Source organism: Azospirillum sp. (assembly GCF_050789165.1).
The window spans coordinates 1-17,853 of sequence record NZ_JBOZRT010000152.1 but is presented as its reverse complement, the minus strand read 5'-3'; the positions used below and the strand labels follow the sequence as shown (position 1 = coordinate 17,853).

21 protein-coding genes, 1 tRNA gene and 1 pseudogene are annotated in these 17,853 nt (G+C 70.9%); 17 read left to right on the top strand and 6 right to left on the bottom strand.

What is annotated here, in order from left to right:
* The 5 genes and pseudogenes from ACRWK7_RS31305 to ACRWK7_RS31285 all read right to left on the bottom strand — a co-directional run.
* Positions 1-221 (bottom strand): annotated as a pseudogene (locus ACRWK7_RS31305) (hypothetical protein); the annotation flags it as partial.
* Between the two features lie 19 nt (positions 222-240).
* Positions 241-381, bottom strand: a complete 141-nt coding sequence (locus ACRWK7_RS31300; protein WP_431861145.1) for a hypothetical protein — start codon at positions 379-381, stop codon at positions 241-243.
* A gap of 8 nt (positions 382-389) precedes the next feature.
* Positions 390-821 (bottom strand): cytochrome c maturation protein CcmE, encoded by a 432-nt coding sequence (locus tag ACRWK7_RS31295; protein ID WP_431861143.1) that lies wholly within the window; start codon positions 819-821, stop codon positions 390-392.
* A gap of 479 nt (positions 822-1,300) precedes the next feature.
* Positions 1,301-1,374, bottom strand: a tRNA-Gly gene (locus ACRWK7_RS31290).
* Between the two features lie 114 nt (positions 1,375-1,488).
* Positions 1,489-2,127, bottom strand: coding sequence for a TetR/AcrR family transcriptional regulator (locus tag ACRWK7_RS31285; protein ID WP_431861141.1), 639 nt, complete (start codon positions 2,125-2,127; stop codon positions 1,489-1,491).
* A gap of 102 nt (positions 2,128-2,229) precedes the next feature.
* On the opposite strand from ACRWK7_RS31285, the gene ACRWK7_RS31280 reads away from it, so the two are divergent.
* From ACRWK7_RS31280 to ACRWK7_RS31260, 5 genes are all read left to right on the top strand, one after another.
* Positions 2,230-3,852 (top strand): ABC-F family ATP-binding cassette domain-containing protein, encoded by a 1,623-nt coding sequence (locus ACRWK7_RS31280; protein ID WP_431861139.1) that lies wholly within the window; start codon positions 2,230-2,232, stop codon positions 3,850-3,852.
* A gap of 154 nt (positions 3,853-4,006) precedes the next feature.
* Positions 4,007-4,297 (top strand): hypothetical protein, encoded by a 291-nt coding sequence (locus ACRWK7_RS31275; protein WP_431861137.1) that lies wholly within the window; start codon positions 4,007-4,009, stop codon positions 4,295-4,297.
* Between the two features lie 128 nt (positions 4,298-4,425).
* Entirely contained in the window at positions 4,426-4,599 is a 174-nt protein-coding gene (locus tag ACRWK7_RS31270; protein WP_431861136.1) for a DUF1328 domain-containing protein, read from the top strand.
* Between the two features lie 129 nt (positions 4,600-4,728).
* On the top strand, positions 4,729-6,534 hold the full coding sequence (locus tag ACRWK7_RS31265; RefSeq protein WP_431861134.1) for a sensor histidine kinase: 1,806 nt from the start codon (positions 4,729-4,731) through the stop codon (positions 6,532-6,534).
* Entirely contained in the window at positions 6,531-7,160 is a 630-nt protein-coding gene (locus ACRWK7_RS31260; RefSeq protein ID WP_431861132.1) for a response regulator transcription factor, read from the top strand. The genes ACRWK7_RS31265 and ACRWK7_RS31260 overlap by 4 nt, the downstream gene beginning before the upstream one ends.
* 19 nt (positions 7,161-7,179) lie before the next feature.
* On the opposite strand, the gene ACRWK7_RS31255 is transcribed toward ACRWK7_RS31260, so the two are convergent.
* A complete protein-coding gene (locus tag ACRWK7_RS31255; RefSeq protein WP_431861130.1) occupies positions 7,180-7,680 on the bottom strand; it encodes a hypothetical protein in 501 nt (166 codons plus the stop codon).
* A 285-nt stretch (positions 7,681-7,965) separates the two neighbouring features.
* On the opposite strand from ACRWK7_RS31255, the gene dsrO reads away from it, so the two are divergent.
* The 12 genes from dsrO to ACRWK7_RS31195 all read left to right on the top strand — a co-directional run bounded on the left by dsrO (position 7,966) and on the right by ACRWK7_RS31195 (position 17,232).
* Positions 7,966-8,706, top strand: coding sequence for a sulfate reduction electron transfer complex DsrMKJOP subunit DsrO (gene dsrO, locus ACRWK7_RS31250; RefSeq protein ID WP_431861128.1), 741 nt, complete (start codon positions 7,966-7,968; stop codon positions 8,704-8,706).
* Positions 8,706-9,833 carry an NrfD/PsrC family molybdoenzyme membrane anchor subunit gene (gene nrfD, locus ACRWK7_RS31245; protein ID WP_431861126.1) on the top strand — a complete coding sequence of 376 codons (1,128 nt, stop codon included), beginning with the start codon at positions 8,706-8,708 and terminating at the stop codon, positions 9,831-9,833. Before dsrO ends, nrfD begins: the two co-directional genes overlap by 1 nt.
* A 25-nt stretch (positions 9,834-9,858) precedes the next feature.
* Positions 9,859-12,954 carry a molybdopterin dinucleotide binding domain-containing protein gene (locus tag ACRWK7_RS31240; RefSeq protein ID WP_431861124.1) on the top strand — a complete coding sequence of 1,032 codons (3,096 nt, stop codon included), beginning with the start codon at positions 9,859-9,861 and terminating at the stop codon, positions 12,952-12,954.
* 120 nt (positions 12,955-13,074) lie between these two features.
* Complete coding sequence (locus ACRWK7_RS31235; protein ID WP_431861122.1) at positions 13,075-13,440, top strand: hypothetical protein; 366 nt, start codon at positions 13,075-13,077, stop codon at positions 13,438-13,440.
* Between the two features lie 122 nt (positions 13,441-13,562).
* Entirely contained in the window at positions 13,563-13,898 is a 336-nt protein-coding gene (locus tag ACRWK7_RS31230) for an ArsR/SmtB family transcription factor (RefSeq protein ID WP_431861120.1), read from the top strand.
* Positions 13,895-14,098 carry a YgaP family membrane protein gene (locus ACRWK7_RS31225; protein ID WP_431861118.1) on the top strand — a complete coding sequence of 68 codons (204 nt, stop codon included), beginning with the start codon at positions 13,895-13,897 and terminating at the stop codon, positions 14,096-14,098. Before ACRWK7_RS31230 ends, ACRWK7_RS31225 begins: the two co-directional genes overlap by 4 nt.
* Before the next feature lie 15 nt (positions 14,099-14,113).
* Positions 14,114-14,470 (top strand): carboxymuconolactone decarboxylase family protein, encoded by a 357-nt coding sequence (locus tag ACRWK7_RS31220; protein WP_431861116.1) that lies wholly within the window; start codon positions 14,114-14,116, stop codon positions 14,468-14,470.
* Positions 14,471-14,496: 26 nt separating this feature from the next.
* Entirely contained in the window at positions 14,497-15,072 is a 576-nt protein-coding gene (locus ACRWK7_RS31215; RefSeq protein WP_431861114.1) for a Tll0287-like domain-containing protein, read from the top strand.
* A gap of 218 nt (positions 15,073-15,290) precedes the next feature.
* Positions 15,291-15,572: an NHLP leader peptide family RiPP precursor gene (locus tag ACRWK7_RS31210; protein ID WP_431861113.1), complete on the top strand. Its 282-nt coding sequence runs from the start codon at positions 15,291-15,293 to the stop codon at positions 15,570-15,572.
* 190 nt (positions 15,573-15,762) lie between these two features.
* Positions 15,763-16,209 (top strand): PRC-barrel domain-containing protein, encoded by a 447-nt coding sequence (locus tag ACRWK7_RS31205; RefSeq protein WP_431861111.1) that lies wholly within the window; start codon positions 15,763-15,765, stop codon positions 16,207-16,209.
* A gap of 269 nt (positions 16,210-16,478) precedes the next feature.
* The gene (locus ACRWK7_RS31200; RefSeq protein ID WP_431861109.1) at positions 16,479-16,745 is read left to right on the top strand and encodes a hypothetical protein; all 267 of its coding nucleotides are present in this window, start codon (positions 16,479-16,481) and stop codon (positions 16,743-16,745) included.
* A gap of 130 nt (positions 16,746-16,875) precedes the next feature.
* Positions 16,876-17,232 (top strand): hypothetical protein, encoded by a 357-nt coding sequence (locus ACRWK7_RS31195; protein ID WP_431861107.1) that lies wholly within the window; start codon positions 16,876-16,878, stop codon positions 17,230-17,232.
* Positions 17,233-17,853: the final 621 nt, after the last annotated feature.

Here is a 17,853-nt window from a genome sequence, read left to right as displayed (position 1 = left end):
GCGGACGGGCGGGGGAAGCGCAGCGGGCTGCCCTCCGCCGCCGTCAGCCCGGCGAGGACGCGCGCCGCCAGCGCCGCCAACGCGGCGTAGCCGGAGAAGACGTGCATGCGGTAGGTGTCCTCGTCCCCGGTCAGGTAGGCGACCAGGAAGGCGCCGGACAGCGTGGCATGGAACAGCAGCAGGAACGCCATCTCGGCGGCGGTGGGCTTGCGGGCGGCCATGGCGGGCCCTCCTCGGGGGTCAGTCGTCGTGGGCGACGGTGCGGTCGGCGGCGAAGGCGGGCAGCCCGGACAGGCCGAGGCCGCCCGCCTGGTAGGCGGCCGCCAGGACCGCGATGATCGCGGCGGCGGCCAGCCCATGGATCAGCATGCGCGTGAGCATCGCGCGGCTCAGTCGTCGTCGTGGTGGCGCTCGCGGCGGCCGTCCTGGCGGCCGAAGGCGGTGCCGTCGTCGCGGATGATCTGGTTGGCGCGGATGGCACCCTGACGCACGCCGCCGGTCACGGTGACCTGCTGGCCCGGCTGCAGCCCTTCCGGCAGGAACCCCTTGCTGGTGACATCGATCTGGTCGCGGCCGTCGCTCACGGTGAACCAGGTGGCCGCCACCTTCGAGATGGTGCCGGTGGTGGTGCCGCCGCCGGCGCTCATCAGCTCGGCGATCGGCTGCGGGGCGCCGACGGCGGCGCTGTGGTCGCGGCGGTGGTGGTCGCCGGCCTGGGCGGTACCCGCGGCCAGCACCAGGGCGGCGGCGGCGAACGTGGCGGTCTTCAGCATGGCTCGTGTCTCCGGTTGTCGGCGCCCCTCGGCGCCCGATGACCGCACTCTAGGAGACTTGACCTGAGCCGACCCTGAATGGGCCGTTCATCCGGCGTTCAGGATGATGTCACCAGTACGCGTGAACCTTCCCGGTTAGAGCCGTGGCATGTCTGGCGTCGGCCTCACGGCGCCCACGGGTCCGCCCGGCATCCGCTGCTCCCTTCGCGGCTCGCTCGCCCATCGCGGCGTGGCGCCGCCGGGCTTCTTCGGGCCAGGAACCCTTGATGAAGGCGAGAACGACCCAGATCTCGGCGCTGCTCAGAACGCCGCCGAAGGAGGCATGCCGCTCTCGTAGCCGGATGGCGCGACGACTCTTACGACACCACAGTGTTCGCCGCTGCGGTCGCGGCGTGCGTCGGCCGTCACCATCGGCGGCCACGGCCACTGAGCGCGGGAGAACCGCCATGAAGAACGACGACCTCTGGCCGCCCCTGGCCATCGTCGCCGTGTGGGCGGCGGGGCGGCGTCCCCTTGGCGGAAGGCGATGGAGCGGGCTGCTGGACTCGAACCAACCTGGCCAGCCTGGAAAGCCGGTGCCCAACCTCTGGACCAAGCCCGCGTCACGCCTGTGATCCTGTCGCGGGGGCGGCCCTCCGGCAATGGGGCATGCGGGGCGCCCCGTTTGCATGGGGGCCGGTCGCGATGGCGTAGCGCTCCCGCTCGCCGAAGCCGGTCAGCCGCCTCCGCCCAGGGCGGCGATGAAGACCGCCCAGCGCGCCTCGAACAGACCGAGCGGGGACGGTCCGTCGCCCGCCGCGTCGTCATGCAGGCGGACGCGGTTGTTGACGCCCTCCAGAAGGTCGAGGAGGATTCCGCCAACCGCGGCGGGATCGCCGGGCCGCAGGGAGCCCGCCGCCTGAGCGGCCGCGACGGCCTCGACCAGCGGCTCCAGCGCACGGCCCGACCATTCCGCCAGCCGGGAGCGCAGGGTGGGCGAGACGGCGGCCTCCGCGCTGACGGAGAGATAGAAGGCCGCGTACGCGCGCGACGACCCGACCTCGACATAGCGCAGCGCAGCGCGGCGCAGGGCGTCGAGCGGCCCTGCCCCGCCGCCGGCGGCGGCGGTCAGCGCTTGGCGGAAGCGCTCGATGTCGCGCGCGACCACGGCGTCGAGGAGGGCCGCCTTGTTGGGATAGCGGCGGTAGAGCGTGTGCTTGGAAACGCCGAGGTCGAGGGCGATCTCCTCCACGCTGCTGTTCGCGACGCCCTTGCGGCAGAAGACCGAGCGGGCGCCGTCCAGGATGCGCGCGTCGATAGCGGCGGCCTGCTCGCGGGTCGGCCGTCCTCCCGGCTTGCGGTCTCCGGTATCCATGTCACGCCCTTTCAAAACAGCACGGGTTCGTTGCGTTTTTCGCCATTCCCTGTTATCAGCACGATACCGTGTCGATATTGGGCGTTCAACAAGGTCCCCCGCATGGCATCCATCACTGTGTCCCGGCTCGCGTGGTCGGCGCCTGACGGCCGCACCGTCCTGACCGATCTCGACCTCAGCTTCGGGCGGGAGCGCACCGGGCTGGTCGGGCGGAACGGCGTCGGCAAGACCACGCTGCTGACGCTCATCACCGGCGAGCGGGCGCCGCGCGCCGGCCGTGTCTCGGTGAGCGGCACCCTCGGCCTGCTGAAGCAGACGGTCCGGCCCGGCGCGGACGAGACGGTGGCCGACCTGTTCGGCGTGACCGGGGCGCTTGCCGTCCTGCGCCGCGCCGAGGCTGGTCTGGCGGACGCCGAGGCGCTGGCCGGGGCCGACTGGACGCTGGAGGACCGCATCACCGCCACGCTGGCGCGCGTCGGGCTCGATGCCGGCCCCGACACCCGCCTGACGGACCTGTCGGGCGGCCAGAGGACGCGCGCCAGCCTTGCCGCCGCGGTCTTCGCGGAACCGGACTTCCTGCTGCTGGACGAGCCGACCAACGACCTCGACCGCCCCGGCCGGGACGCCGTGATCGCGCTGCTCGCGGGCTGGCGGGCCGGGGCGATCGTGGTCAGCCACGACCGCGAGCTTCTCGACCACATGGACGCGATCGTCGAGCTGACCTCCCTGGGGGGAGCGCGTTACGGCGGCAACTGGACCCGCTATCGCGAGCGCAAGGCGACGGAGATGGAGGCCGCGCGGCAGGATCTGGCCCACGCGGAGAAGCAGGCGGCGGAGGTCCGGCGCAAGGCGCAGCTCGCGGCGGAGCGGAAGGACCGCCGCGACGCGGCCGGGGCGCGGAATGGCGCGCGTGGCGACATGCCCCGCATCCTCCTGGGCGCGCGCAAGAACAACGCCGAGGCGAGCCGGGGCGAGGGCGTCAGGCTGGCCGAGCGCCAGCGGGCCGAGGCCCAGGCGGCGCTCGCGGCGGCGCGGGCCCGCGTCGAAGTGCTGCAGGACCTGTCGGTGGCGCTGCCGCCCACCGGGCTTCCGGCCAACCGGACCGTCCTCCGGCTGGACGGAGTCACCGCCGGCTACGACGCCGATCACCCGGTCATCCGCGACCTGTCCTTCGCTATGGTCGGGCCGGAGCGGGTGGCCGTCGCCGGGCCGAACGGATCGGGCAAGACGACGCTGCTGAAGCTGATCGCCGGCCAGATCGCCCCGGTCCGGGGCACGGTGTCCGTCGCCGTGGGCTTCGCCATGCTGGACCAGCGCGTCGGCATCCTCGATCCCGACGCCTCGGTCCTCGACAACTTCACGCGCCTGAACCCCGGCGCGACCGAGAATGCCTGCCGGTCGTCCCTCGCCCGCTTCCTGTTCCGCGCGGACGCGGCGCTGCAGCGGGTCGGCACGCTGAGCGGCGGGCAGACGCTGCGCGCCGGCCTCGCCTGCGTCCTGGGCGGACCGCAGCCGCCGTCGCTGCTCATCCTCGACGAGCCGACCAACCACCTGGACATCGACGCCATCGAGGCCATGGAGGCGGGGCTGCGGGCCTATGACGGCGCGCTGCTGCTGGTCAGCCACGACGAGACCTTCCTCACCAACGTCGGCGTCGGACGGCGGCTGGACCTTGCCCCGCCGGCGCCCGGCAGCACGACCGGCGGGACACCGGGGCCACGCTGAGGACCGTCGCCGCCTCGCCCGCTCGGCGCAACAAACGTTCACAATACGGCCCGAGAATCCCTGGATCCTCCACCATCCGGGAAAGCTCCGCTGCGGAATCGACGGGCGCGGCGACCATCGTCCAGACTTGGCCCGGCAACCCAGGGAGACGAATATGGCGCCGACCTCATCGGCCACGATCTTTCAAAACCCCGCAACCGGCCAGACAGAGGCGGTGTCCAGCCGGTCGGGGGTCTGGGCGTTCCTGTGCGGTCCATTCTATTTCGCCGCCAAGGGCGCATGGATGCACGCCGCGATTCACGCGGTGCTGACCGTGATCGCCGCCCTGCTTTGGCCCAGCGGGATCCTGATGGGCGTCGGTGTCTGGTTCGGCTACGCGTGTGCGACGCCGACCATTCTGGAGGCGCGCTACCAGCGCCTGGGCTGGCAGAGAGTCTCGGCCTGAGCCGATGCGGCGGCGGCTTTCAAAGCCGTCCGGCGTGACGCGCCCTGCGGGAACGAACGTGGCCGGTGGCCCGTTTCGAAAGCAGGAGCCGGCCCGACGCGCCGGCATATGCTTGGAATGGGTGGATCATGCTCTCCTGGGCCATCGCCTTTCTGGTCATCGCGATCATCGCCGGTGTGCTGGGCTTCGGCGGCATCGCGGGAACCGCAGCGGGAATCGCCAAGATCCTGTTCTTCGTCTTCCTCGTGATCTTCGTCATCTCCCTGTTCTTCGGCTGGCGCGGCCGCACACCGCCGGTATGAGGACACATCCCGCCGCCCGGCGGCGGTCGTGAGGTAGTCACCGACGCTCCGGGGCGAACCGCCGCAGGATGACGCCGACCATGGACGACCCCGGTCCGTCCGTGCGATCCCTGGCGTCCGGGAGGCGGTATGCACTGGATCCTTGGTTTGTGTCTGTGCGTCTGGACGGCCGCCGCCGCGGCGGCCGAGCCGCCGGTGCGCGTCGGCGTGCTGGCCTACCGCGGCGGCGACCACGCCACGGCGGCGTGGGAGCCGACCATCCGCTACCTCGCCGAGCGGCTGCCGGGGCGCGGCGCCCTGATGGTGCCGCTCGACCTCGCCGGGATCGAAGCGGCGGTGCGCGAGCGCAGCGTCGATTTCGTGCTGACCAACACCGGCCAGTACGTCGATCTGGAGGCGCGGCATGGCATCACCCGCATTGCCACGCTGCGTTCGCATCACGCCGGGCAGGACGGCGCGGCCATCGGTTCGGCCATCCTGGCGCGGGCGGACGACGAACGGATCCGCACGCTGGGCGACCTCAAGGGGCGACGGCTGGCGGCGGTGGACCCCGATGCCTTCGGCGGCTTCCAGGTCGCCTGGGGAGAGCTGCTGGAGGCCGGCGTCGATCCGTTCGCCAACACCGAGACGGGCTTCACCGGCTTTCCGCTCGACCGCGTCGTGATGGCCGTGCGCGACGGCAGCGCCGACGCCGGCATCGTGCGCGCCTGCGTGCTGGAGGAGATGGCCGCGGAAGGCCGGATCGATGCCACGGCGTTCCGCGTTCTGGCGCCGAGGACCGTGCCGCGGTTCGACTGCGCGGTGTCGACGCGGCTGTACCCGGACTGGCCGTTCTCCCGCCTTGCCGACACGCCGGAGGCCCTGGCGAAGGCGGTGGTCATCGCGCTCCTGGAGATGCCCGAGGACCACCCGGCGGCCAAGGCCGCGGGCACCGCCGGCTGGGCGGTGCCGCTCGACTACCAGCCGGTGCACGCGCTGTTCCAGAAGCTCGGCATCGGGCCGTACCGGCACCTGCGCGCGGTGTCGCTGCTCGACCTGCTGCGCGCCCACTGGCACTGGCTCGCCATCGCCGCGGTCGGGCTGGTGTGGTGGGTGGTGCACGTGGTGCGGGTCGAGCATCTGGTGAAGCGGCGCACCGCCGAGCTGCGCGCCGCCAACCGCGACCTCCAGCAGGAGATGGCCGAGCGCCGCCGCGCCCAGGAGGACTCCCGGCGCCGCCAGATCGAGATGGACCACGTCGCCCGCCTCTCCATCCTCGGCGAGATGGCGAGCAACCTGGCCCACGAGCTGAACCAGCCGCTCGCCGCCATCACCAATTACGCCCGCGGCTGCGCCCGCCGCCTGGACGCCGGCATCACGGATCCGGTGGAACTCGGCGAGGCCACCGCGGCGATCACCGCGCAGGCCGAACGCGCCGCGCAGATCATCCAGCGCATCCGTGACTTCGTGCGCAAGCGCGCCCCTTCGGTCGAGCCGGTGTCCCTCAACGCCGCCGTGCAGGCTGCCTGCGCCCTGTGCGAGAGCCGCGCGCGCGGCGCCGGGGTGGCGCTGCGCCTCGACCTTGCCGAGGGGCTGCCGGCCGTCGCCGCCGACCGCCTGCAGATCGAGCAGGTCGTGCTGAACCTGATCCTCAACGCCTTGGACGCCACCGCCGAGGCGACGCCCGCCGACCTGACCGTCACGCTGACCACCCGCGCCGCGGACGGCCGCGTCGAACTGACGGTCGCGGACCACGGCCCCGGCCTGACGCCGCACCTGCGCGAGCGCCTGTTCGAGCCGTTCTTCACCACCAAGCCCGAAGGCATGGGCCTCGGCCTTTCGATCTGCCGCACCATCGTCGAGGCGCACGGCGGCCGGCTGTGGGCCGAGGACAACCCGGACGGCGGGCTGATCATGCGCGCGTCGCTGCCCGTCGCCATGGAGGAGGCATCGTGACCGACCCATCCACCCCCACCGTTTTCGTGGTCGACGACGACGAGGCGGTCCGCAAGTCGCTGGCTTGGCTGATCGGCTCCGTCGGCCTGGCGGTGCAGGCGTACGAGAGCGCCGACGCCTTCCTGGCATCCTGGACCGTCGAGCGGCCGGGCTGCCTCGTGCTCGACGTGCGGATGCCCGGCATGAGCGGGCTGGAGTTGCAGGACGCCCTGGCGCGCCGCGGCTCCAGCCTGCCGGTGATCATCGTCACCGGCCATGCCGACGTGCCGATGGCGGTACGGGCGCTGAAGGCCGGCGCCGTGGACTTCATCGAGAAGCCGTTCAACGACCAAGTGCTGCTCGACCGCATCCAGGACGCGGTGAAGCGCTCGCAGTCGGCGTTCGCCGGGCAGGCGCGCCGCGCGCTCGTGCAGGCGCTGCTCGCCCGCCTCACCCCGCGCGAACGGCAGGTCGCGGAACTGGTCGCCGCCGGCAAACCCAACAAGGTGATCGCCTTCGAGCTGGACCTGTCCATGAAGACGGTCGAGGTGCACCGCCACAACGTCATGGACAAGCTGGAGGTGGCGAGCGTCGCCGATCTGACGCGGCTGTTCGTGGAAGCAAACGCCGCCTCCGGCGCCGGGTGACCGCCCCGCCGCGGCGGGTTCAGTAGGGGCTGTGCACTTCCTGCTCGATGCGGGCCAGCAGATCGACGAAGAAGGGGACTTCGTCCTGCCCGAGCTTGCCGTGCCGCTTCAGGAATTCCGCCACCGGGCGGCCGCTCTCACGCCCGACGAGCACGCCGTCCCGCAGCACCACCGATTCACGGACCAGAGCCGCCGCGTTCTCGTGGCAATTCCCGCACTTGTCCTTGAACCGGGGGCCCGTCTCCGCCTGCGCGAGCAGCATGTCGTAGACCGGCTTCACCCTCGACGCCGGAACGCCATGGTTCTGGAGGAAGAGCATCAGGTCGTCGCGGTGATGGCGCCCCACGAGCTTTCCATCCTCGACGCTCAGGGCGTTGCGTGCGAAAGCCCCGGCATGGCCGTGGCAGTCTTCGCAACGCTGGTCCCAAAACCAATGCAGATCGAAGGTATCCGCCGCCGCGAAGCCAGGGGAGATCATCGCCACCGTGAGCGCCCCGCAGGCAATCAGCCATTTCCGCATGACGCACCCCGTCTGTGCGTTTCCAGCGCGTGACTGCACATACTCACGCTCCCGGGGGCCGATGAGAAGCGTGTTTGGCACAGGCGAGCCATGAGAACGGCCTGACGGCGCGCCGAACGTCCCCCCTGCAGGAGCGGCGTGTCCGAAACCGCGACATTCCGTCACTGGGGAAAACCCTAATGCCGATGGGGACACACCCAATACGCCCGATACCCGCCGCGGCGTAACCTTCGCCATCGAAGGAACGCGTCCGTCGGACGCGCGCTGTTTGTCGGGGGCCCGGTTATGGATCGATCCAGACGCAACTTTTTCCTCGGCGCAGGGGCGGTCACCGTCGGGGCCGCGGCGCTGACGGCCGCACCGCCGGCCGAAGCCGCCACGTCCCGTACCGGCGACCCGGCGCACCGCTGGGCCATGGTGGTGGACGTGCGCAAGTGCGTGGGCTGTCAGGCCTGCACCGTCGCTTGCATCCACGAGAACCACGTGCCGGACAACGCCTTCCGCACCATCGTCTCAACCTACGAGGTGACGGAGAATGGCAAGGCCGGCTCGTACATGCTGCCGCGCCTGTGCAACCACTGCGAGGACGCGCCCTGCCTGCCGGTGTGCCCGACCGGGGCCACCTTCCAGCGCGCCGACGGCATCGTCGTGGTGGACAACTCGGTGTGCGTCGGCTGCGCCTACTGCGTGCAGGCCTGCCCGTACGACGCACGCTTCATCAACCACGCCACCCAGACCGCCGACAAATGCACCTTCTGTGTCCACCGCGTGGACGCCGGGCTGCTGCCGGCCTGTGTCGAGACCTGCGTCGGCGGCGCCCGGATCTTCGGCGACCTCAAGGACCCGGACAGCACGGTCGTCAGGCTGCTGAAGGCGGAGAACCCCAAGGTGCTGAAGCCCGAGCAGGGCACGCAACCGCGGGTCTTCTACGTCGGCCTCGACCCGCGCTTCGACGGCAAGGTGGACGGAACGCCCACCCTGTGGAAGCCGGCCGCCCGGACGCATGGCGAGAAGGAGCACGTGTGATGGACACGCAGATCGTCGAACTCGTCAACGTGACCCGCGAGGTCGCATGGCTGCCCTGGGCGGTGCAGTACTTCTTCCTGATCGGCCTGTCGGTCGGCGGCGTGCTGCTCAGCCTGCCCGGCATCGCCTTCGGGCGCGAGGACTGGCGCGCGCTGGGCCGCGTGGCGCTGCTCGTGGCGCTGACCTGCGGGCTGGCGGCGCCGGTAGCGCTGCTGGCCGACCTGCATCAGCCCGGCCGCTTCTGGCACTTCTACGTGGTCGCCCGGCCGTCCAGCTGGATGTGGTGGGGCTCGCTGTTCGTGCCGTTCTACGTGTCGGCGCTGCTGCTCTACGCCTGGGCGGCCTTCCGGCCCGAGCTGGCGGAGCACGGGCGCGGCGACGGCCGCATCGCCGCGGCGTACCGCCTCGCGGCGCAGGGCGAGGGCTGCGCGCGGCTCACCCGCATGGCTGGGCTGCTGGTGCTGGTCGCCGGCGCCCTGGTGGCGCTCTACACCGGCGTCGAGGTGGCGCTGGTCAAGGCACGGCCGCTGTGGAACACGCCGTTCCTGCCCGTGCAGTTCCTGATGACCGCGCTGGCGGGCGCCGCCGGCCTCGTGCTGCTGCTCAACCGCATCGTCGGAGACGGCGACCGTGGCGTCGAGAAGCAGGCGAACCGGGTGCTCGCGGCGACGCTCGGCGGCGTCATGGCGTTCGGTGCGGTCTGGTTCGCCGTCGGCCTGTTCGGCCTGGAGGCCACCCACGCCCGCGCGCTGGCCAGCGTCGCCGGTTCGGAAGCGTGGCGTGTCACCGCCGTGTGGGCGGTGCTGGCGACGCTGGTGCCGTTCGTGATCGCGCTCGCCAGACCGGTCGGCACCGGCTGGGTCACCGGGCTGATCGCCGTGCACGGCGCCTGGATGTTCCGCTGGACCGTGTTCATCGGTGGCCAGAGCGTGCCGAAGACCGGCGCCGGCTTCTATGAGTACGCCCTGCCCGCGGGACCGGAAGGGATGCTGGGCATCGTCGGCACCTTCGGACTGTGGCTCCTGCTGCTGACCGTCATCACCGCCGTTCTGCCCACACCGTCGAAGCCCCGGACCGCCCCCGCGCCGCTGCGCGCCGCGCACGGCCGCGCCGTCGCCGCCGAGTGACGTTTCGGACCCAAGGAGAGACACCATGTCCATCACCCGCCGCACCCTCCTGACGTCCACCGCCGCCGGCGCGGGCGCCGCAGCCTTCGCGGCCGGCTTCTCGGAGACCGGGCTGAAGCTCGCCAAGGGCGCCTGGGCCGGCGACCGCCCGCGCGACCGCATCTCCGGCGACGCGCCGGAGCCCGAGGTCCGCGTCGATCCCGTCACCGGCGCCATCGAGCCGACGCCCGGCCAGGTGGTCGCCAACACCGCCTGCATCGGCTGCACCACGCTGTGCGGCGTGCGGGTGCGGGTGGACCGCGCCACCAACACCGTGCTGCGCGTCGCCGGCAACCCCTACAGCCCGCTGTCCACCGACCCGTTCCTGCCCTACGGCACGCCGGTGAAGGACAGCCTGAAGGCGCTGTCGCGCTGGCAGGAGAAGGGCTTGGCCGGCCGTTCCACGGCCTGCGGGCGAGGCAACGCGGTGCTGGAGATGCTGACCTCGCCGTTCCGTATCACCACGCCGCTGAAACGCGTCGGCCCGCGCGGCTCCGGCCGCTGGCAGCCGATCGCCTTCGAGCAGCTGGTCAAGGAGGTGTGCGAGGGCGGCGACCTGTTCGGCGAAGGGGCGGTCGAGGGCCTGCGGAGCTTGCGCGACCTCAGGATTCCCATCGACCCGGCCTCGCCGGAGCTGGGGCCGAAGGTCAACCAGGTCGGCCTGCTGACCAGCGTCAACGACGGCCGCGACCCGTTCGTCCGCCGCTTCTTCCAGCAGGCGTACGGCACCATCAACTACGTCGGCCACGGCGCCCACTGCGGCGGCGCCTACCGCTCGGGCTCGGGGGCGGTGTTCGGCGACCTCAAGGCCATGCCGCACGCCAAGCCGGACTTCCAGAACGCCGAGTTCATCGTCTTCATCGGCACCGCGCCGAGCAACGCCGGCAACCCGTTCAAGCGGCAGGCCACCCTGCTCGCCAAGGCGCGCACCGACGGCCAGCTGAAGTACGTGGTCGTCGATCCGGTGCTGACCAACGCCGACAACCGCGCGGCCGGCGACCGCTCCAACTGGATCCCGATCCTGCCGGGCACCGACGGCGCGCTGATCATGGGCATGATGCGCTGGATGTTCGAGAACGGCCGCATCGACACCGGCTACCTCGCCCAGCCCAACGCCAAGGCGGCGGAGGCGGCGGGCGAAGCGGGCTGGTGCAACGCCACGCACCTCGTCGTCGTGCAGAAGGGCCACCCGCGCGAGGGCCGCATGCTGCGCGCCTCCGACCTCGGGTGGGTGACGCTCGACGAGAAGGAACGCTACGGCGACAAGGACGCCTTCGTCGTCATCGGCGCCGATGGCAAGCCGATGGCGCACGATGCCCTGATGGCGCCGGCCGCGCTGTTCCACGACGGGACCGTCAACGACATCGCCGTGAAGACCAGCCTGACCCTGCTGCGCGAGGAGGCGATGCGCCTCCCCGTCGCCGGGTACGCCCAGGCCTGCGGCGTGCCCACCGACGTCATCGCCGGGCTCGCGCGCGAGCTGACCAGCCACGGCAAGAAGGCGGCGGTCAACGCGCACGGCGGCATGATGGCCGGCAACGGCTTCTACAACGCCTTCGGCGTGGTGACCCTGAACACGCTGCTGGGCAACCTGAACTGGAAGGGCGGCACCATCTTCGGCGGCGGTCGCTTCCCGGACGAGCAGGACGGGCCGCGCTACAAGCTCGCCAGCTTCCCCGGACAGGTGAAGCCCGCCGGCGTGCCGATCAGCCGCCCGCAGCCCTACGAGCGCTCCAGCGAGTTCAAGCGCAACAAGGAGGCCGGCAAGCCCTACCCCGCCAAGGCCCCCTGGTTCCCCGCCGCCCCGCAGCTGAGCACGGAGTGGATGACCAGCGGCCTGGTGGACGGCTACCCGTATCCTCTCAAGGCGCTGTTCCTGTGGAACGCCAACCCGGTCTACGGCATCCCCGGCCTGCGCGCCGCGCTCGGCGACGCGCTGAAGGACACCCGGCGCCTGCCGCTGTTCGTCGCCATCGACCCGTTCCTCAACGAGACCTCGGCCTTCGCCGACTACGTCGTGCCGGACACGGTGCTGTACGAGACCTGGGGCTGGGCCGCCCCGTGGGCCGGCGTCGCCACCAAGACCACCACCGCCCGCTGGCCGGTGGTCGCGCCGCGCACCGGCACGCTCGCCGACGGGCAGCCGGTGCAGCTCGAGAGCTTCCTGATCGCCTGCGCCAAGCGTCTCGGCCTGCCCGGCTTCGGCGCCGACGCCATCCAGGACGTGGAGGGCAGGACCCACCCGCTGGACACCGCCGAGGACTGGTACCTGCGCGGCGGCGCCAACATCGCGTGGCTCGGCAAGCAGCCGGTGCCCGACGCCACCGACGAGGACATAAGCTGGTCCGGCGTGGACCGCGTGCTCCCCGCGCTCAAGGCGACGCTGAAGGAGGAGGAATGGCGCAAGGTCGCCTTCGTCCTGGCGCGCGGCGGCCGTTACCAGAACCAGCCGGAAGGCTTCGAGGGGGAGCGGGCGACGCACCGGTTCGCCAAGATGCTGCACGTCTACAACGAGGGCGTCGGCACGGTCAGGAGCAGCATGACCGGCAAGCGCTTCGCCGGCACCGCCGCCTGGACGCCGCCGGTCTTCGCCGACGGTACCCCGGTACGCGACGTCCACACCGCGGAGGTCTGGCCGTTCCAACTGGTCAGCACCAAGTCGGTGCTGGTCAGCGCCTACACCATCGCGGCGAGCCGGCTGCGCCATCTGCATCCGGACAACCCGGTGGGCATCAACGCCGGCGATGCCAAGCGGCTGGGCATCCATACCGGCGACGCCATCCGGATCTCCACGCCGGGCGGCAGCGTAACGGGCACGGCCATCGTGCGGCATGGCGTCATGCCGGGCGTGCTGGCCGTGGAGCACGGCTTCGGCCACACCGAACTGGGCGCGCGGGCGCACGTCATCGGCGGCACGAGCCAGCCGGCGGAGCCGGAGATCGCCGCCGGCCTCAACCTCAACGACCTCGGCCTGCGCGACCCGACGCGGGCCGGCACGTCGGTGTGGGTCGACCCCGTGGTCGGCACCGCGGTGCGCCAGGGCATCCCGGCCAAGGTCGAACGCGCGGCGGCGGCAGCCTAGGGGCTCGGGCGATCCGGCCGGGCGAAGCGCGCACGGGAAGCGCGCGCCCAGCCGGTCGCCTTGGCCCTGGCGGTCATGGTACCTTCGGGCCGGTCCATGGGCCGGGAGGGAATGCCGTCGATGCACCACACGATGTTGCACGGGGCCGCCTCGGCGCCACGCCGAACCGGCGCGGCGGCCCCTGGCCGCACCGCACGACTGGGCGCTGCGTCGATGATGGCAGCGTGCGTGTTCCTGGCGACGCTGCCACCGGCCAGGGCCGCGGACGGCATCGTTCCCGCCCGGGCGACGTCGCATCTGGAGGGCCGGCGCGAGGGTGTCCGCGGCGAGCGCGAATACATCATCCGCGACACGCGGCGGTCGAAACGAGGCGAACTCGACTGCTCGGTGCGCGGATCGCAATGCGTGGTCGTCGATCCCGGCAGTTTCCGGCGCGATCCGATGAAACGGAAGGACCGCGAGTACCTCTGGAAACGCAAGCGGTAACAACACCCGCCCCGCGATCCACGCGGGGGACGCCAGAGCCCTCACCTTCCGCAATCCCACACGATCGAAGCGTGCAGCGCGTCCGCTTGACACGTAAGTTAGAATAATCTAATTTAGTGATTATGAATTCGCTGGATCTCGCCTCCAACTGCCGCTCGGCCGCGGCCCTGCTGAAGTCGATGGCGAACGAGCATCGCCTCGCCATCCTCTGTCGGCTGGCCACCGGCGAGCGTTCGGTGGGCGAGTTGATCGCCGACGCCGGCTTGAGCCAGTCGGCGCTCTCCCAACACCTCGCCCGGCTGCGGGCCGAGGGGCTGGTGAAGACGCGCCGGGCGTCGCAGCAGATCTTCTATTCGCTGGCCAGCGCGGAAGCGGCGCAGGTCATGGTGACGCTGCACGGCATCTATTGCGTGGAGCCCGCTCCGCCACGCCCCACCCCCGAGGAGGTTTCCCCATGACCATCGACCGCGTGGTGATGGCCTTCGCCGGCACCATGGTGCTGGCAAGCCTCGCCCTCTCGCAGCTCCACGACCCGCGCTGGCTATGGCTGGCCGCCTTCGTCGGCGCCAACCTGTTCCAGGCCGCGTTCACCGGCTTCTGCCCGCTGGCCATCGTCCTCAAGCGGCTCGGCGTGCAGCCGGGCCAAGCCTTCGCCTGATCCACGGAGACAAGCATGCACAAGAACTGGCCGCAGATGGCGAGCGAACTGACCGGCGCCGTGCGCGAGCTGCGCGGCGGCGCGCCCGAGGTGATGAAGGGCTTCTCCGCCCTCGCCCAGGCGGCGCTGAAGGCGAACGCGCTCGACACCAAGACCAAGGAGCTGATCGCGCTGGCGATCGGCGTGGCGACGCGCTGCGACGGTTGCATCGCCTTCCACGCCGAGGCCGCCGTCAAGCAGGGCGCCTCGCGCGAGGAGGTGCTGGAGACCTTGGGCATGGCGGTCTACATGGGCGCCGGCCCGTCGGTGATGTACGCCGCCCAGGCGCTCGAAGCCTTCGACCAGTTCGAGACCCAGCGCCAGCCCGCCTGAGCCCGTACGGAAGGACCACCCGCCCCATGAACACCCCCCTCCCCGCCGCCCTCGCCGGGTTGGCGTTGCTGCTCGCCGTCCCGACCTCCGCCGGCGCGCAGGACCCGGCCGCCCTCCAGGCGGAGGGCGCCGCGCTGATCAAGGAGTACGCGGACACCCTCGGCGCCGCGCTCAAGGGTGCCATCGACCGCGACGGTCCGGCCGGCGCCATCGGCGTCTGCCACGAGGCTGCGCCGCGCATCGCCGCAGAGATCGGCTCCCGGAGCGGCTGGACCATCCGCCGCACCAGCCTGAAGGCGCGCAATCCCTCCGCCCAGCCGTCCCCCTACGAGCGGGCGGTGCTTGAGGAGTTCCAGTCGCGGCTCGCCGGCGGCGGCGACATCGCCACGCTGACGCGCGCCGAGACGGTGGAGGAGAACGGTGGCAAGGTCTTCCACCTCGTGAAGGCAATCCCGACCGCAGAGCTGTGCCTGGCTTGCCACGGCACCACGCTGAAGCCGGAGGTCAAGGCGAAGCTCGACGACCTCTACCCCGGCGACGCCGCGACCGGCTTCAAGGCCGGCGACATGCGCGGCGCCTTCTCCTTCGCCAAGCGGCTGTAGGCCGCGGCCCCGGCCTGAGGAGCTCAGCGTGATGAGCGGGGTTCGCTCCCGCGCCGTGGGCTTCGGCGCCGTCGCGCTGTCGTCCGTCGAAGGTGAGACGGCTCGATAAGTAATTGAGACGCGCTGACGGGCGGCTTGACCGGAGGGTTGCTACTGTTTCCATGGCGCGCGCCGAACCACGGCCGCGGCGGCAACCCGCAGCAAGGGAACTCCTCGTCATGACCGCCACAGCGCATCCCCTGGCCGCCATTCTTGAAAAGGCGCAGACAGACCCGTCGTTCCGGGAAAAACTCCTGGCGGATCCTGCCGCCACACTCGCCGGGGAAGGTCTTGCCGTACCGCCCGGCTTCACCGTCGTCGCGCTTGAAGACACCCCGACGCGGATGCACCTGGTTCTCCCGCCCGTCTCCCCCACCGGCGAGGTGTCGGAGCAGGACCTCGATGCCGTGGCCGGCGGCCTGCGGGTGGCGCCTCCCCTTGGCCCCTGGCGCGGGAGATGATCGGCGGGGCCGGGCGCCGCCCGGCGCCCAGGCCCCTCCGGAAAGACCCGACACGCCATCCGCCGGCAGATGGTGAGGTGGGGCTTTGGGGGAACCGCGCTGGCGTCCGTTGGTTGCTGCAATGGAGACGGTCGCAACCGGCCATCAACGGTGCTTCCGTCGATCCGACAGCCAGTTCGTGGAGAACCTGATGAAGCGTGTCCTTTTCCTGACCGCCGCCACCGCTCTTTTCCTGGCCGCCCCGGCTGTGGCCCAGACCGACCAGTCACCGCAAGGCGATCTGGCCTCCCAGCAGCGTCCAAGCCTGTTGCGCCCCGACTCGCTGGTCGGCCGCGAGGTGCTCAGCGAGGACGGCGAGAAGGTCGGCACGGTGGACGACGTCATCACCGCCTCCGACTCCGCCGCGCCACGGATGCTGACCATCCAAGGCAGCGATTACCATGGCATGGACGGCAAGCGTGTCGCTGTGGACTACGGTTTCCGCGACCTCGACGTGCGCGGTGATTGGGTTGTCGTAAAAGACGTGGCCGCGCAGGAGATCGCAGCGCTTCCGCGCATGGAAGGCGCACAGGACGCGGTGTCGCTCCGCCGCTCCGGCGAGGCGCCGGATCCCATGAAGCTGCGCAACCGGCATTAGGGCCGTATGCGAGGACGCCTCGCAGAGGGTGTTCGAGGTCGCACGCCAAGCCCGGCGCTGGAACCGTTGCGGCGCCGGGCCGCTTGATCGTCATGCCGCCGGGGGTATCCCTGACAGCGGCGCCTTCATGATCCACACGCGGTGCCGCCCATGGATGCGCGCGTCATGCACACCCCGGCGTTCCGCGGCGATCCCACTCCGAAGTGAGGGCGAGGCGCTCCATTGCTGCCCGATCACCAGTCCATGGAAGCGCGAAAATGAGAGCCCGCATGATGCTGGCGGCGACGATCGCAGCGCTGGTCGCCGCCCCCGGCCTGCCCGCCGCCGAGCCGGCGCAAGGTACATACGTCATCAGGTGCCAGGATCCGGCAACACGCCAGTGGACGGTGCTCATCGACAGGATCAAGAACCCTGAAACCACGGAGCGCCCTGCCAGCGAGGGCGGTGGACGCGTGGTCCGCGGCACCGGCCCCACTGGGGAGCCAGTCACCATCACCATGCCGGCCGACCGGACCTGCATGATGAGTGCCTTGTGATGCGCCGTCCTCCCACCGCCCGGTTGCCGACCACCTCCCCACTCTCCCGGCCGGAAGGCCAAAGGGATGGGACGATCACGCGCCCCGCCGGTTCTCAGGAAGAACGTTTTCGGATCAAGGGCCATAAGCAATGCGCACGTTGGGTTTGATCAGCGCCGTAACCGGAGCGCTTCTTCTGATTGCTCCGGCAGCATCGGCGCAAAATGATCAGGGTTGGAGAGGCACGCTCGACCAGTTGAACCGAGCCGTGAACCCCGATAATTCGCAAAGCGACCGCCGCGACCGGTACGATGACCGGAACACCGACAACCGTCGTTACGAAGGATCGTCAGGACGCGAGGACCGGGGCGATTCCTCCGAGTTCCGCCGGCTGTCCGACGGTGACATTCGAGACCGGCTGGATCGTGTCAACGATGAGCAACGACAGCTTCAGCGCGAGCGCCGGGCGCTCGAGGATGAAATGAGCCGCCGCGGAATGCGGCGTTAGGGAACAGCGGGCAGGTCGGAGTTCCGGCCCACCCGCCCCCAATTCCGAGGTGCCGTAGGTGGGATTGCCCCGGCCGCGAGAGTGTGATCCAAGGCTCAGACAAGCATCTCAGGCACGAGAAAATCCGCACCGTTCATGAGGATCATTATGGTCCCCAGCCACCGCCGCCGCCAGACATGAAGCTTCACATCGTGGCTCGGACCTACCCCGGCATGTGGGCGGGTTTGCCATTCCGCGTGACCGGCGGGCATGGGTCGGCGATCCCCATGGGCCGTCGTCGGGCCTTTTCTCGCTGGACAGTGCTCCATTGCGTGTCACACGATGTGCGACGGAACGCCGCGGGCGACACACGATGTGGGTGCGGGGATGGCCTTCCAGCTGAACGACGAAGCGGCCCTGTGCTCGGTCGAGATTCTGGCTGAGGCTGTGGAAATGGCCTACGTACCCGGCATCATCGAACTGGGAATGCTCCGCGACGCGCTCCGCAGAGCCGTGGACACTAGGTCGGCCGACGCGGTGGCCCTGGTGACCTGCCCCCACGTGGGACACCAGAGACTATGTTAGCCAAACACCGCTCGGCGGCTCCTGTCCAGTCCGGCGGAGCGTAGCGGAGCCGGGCTG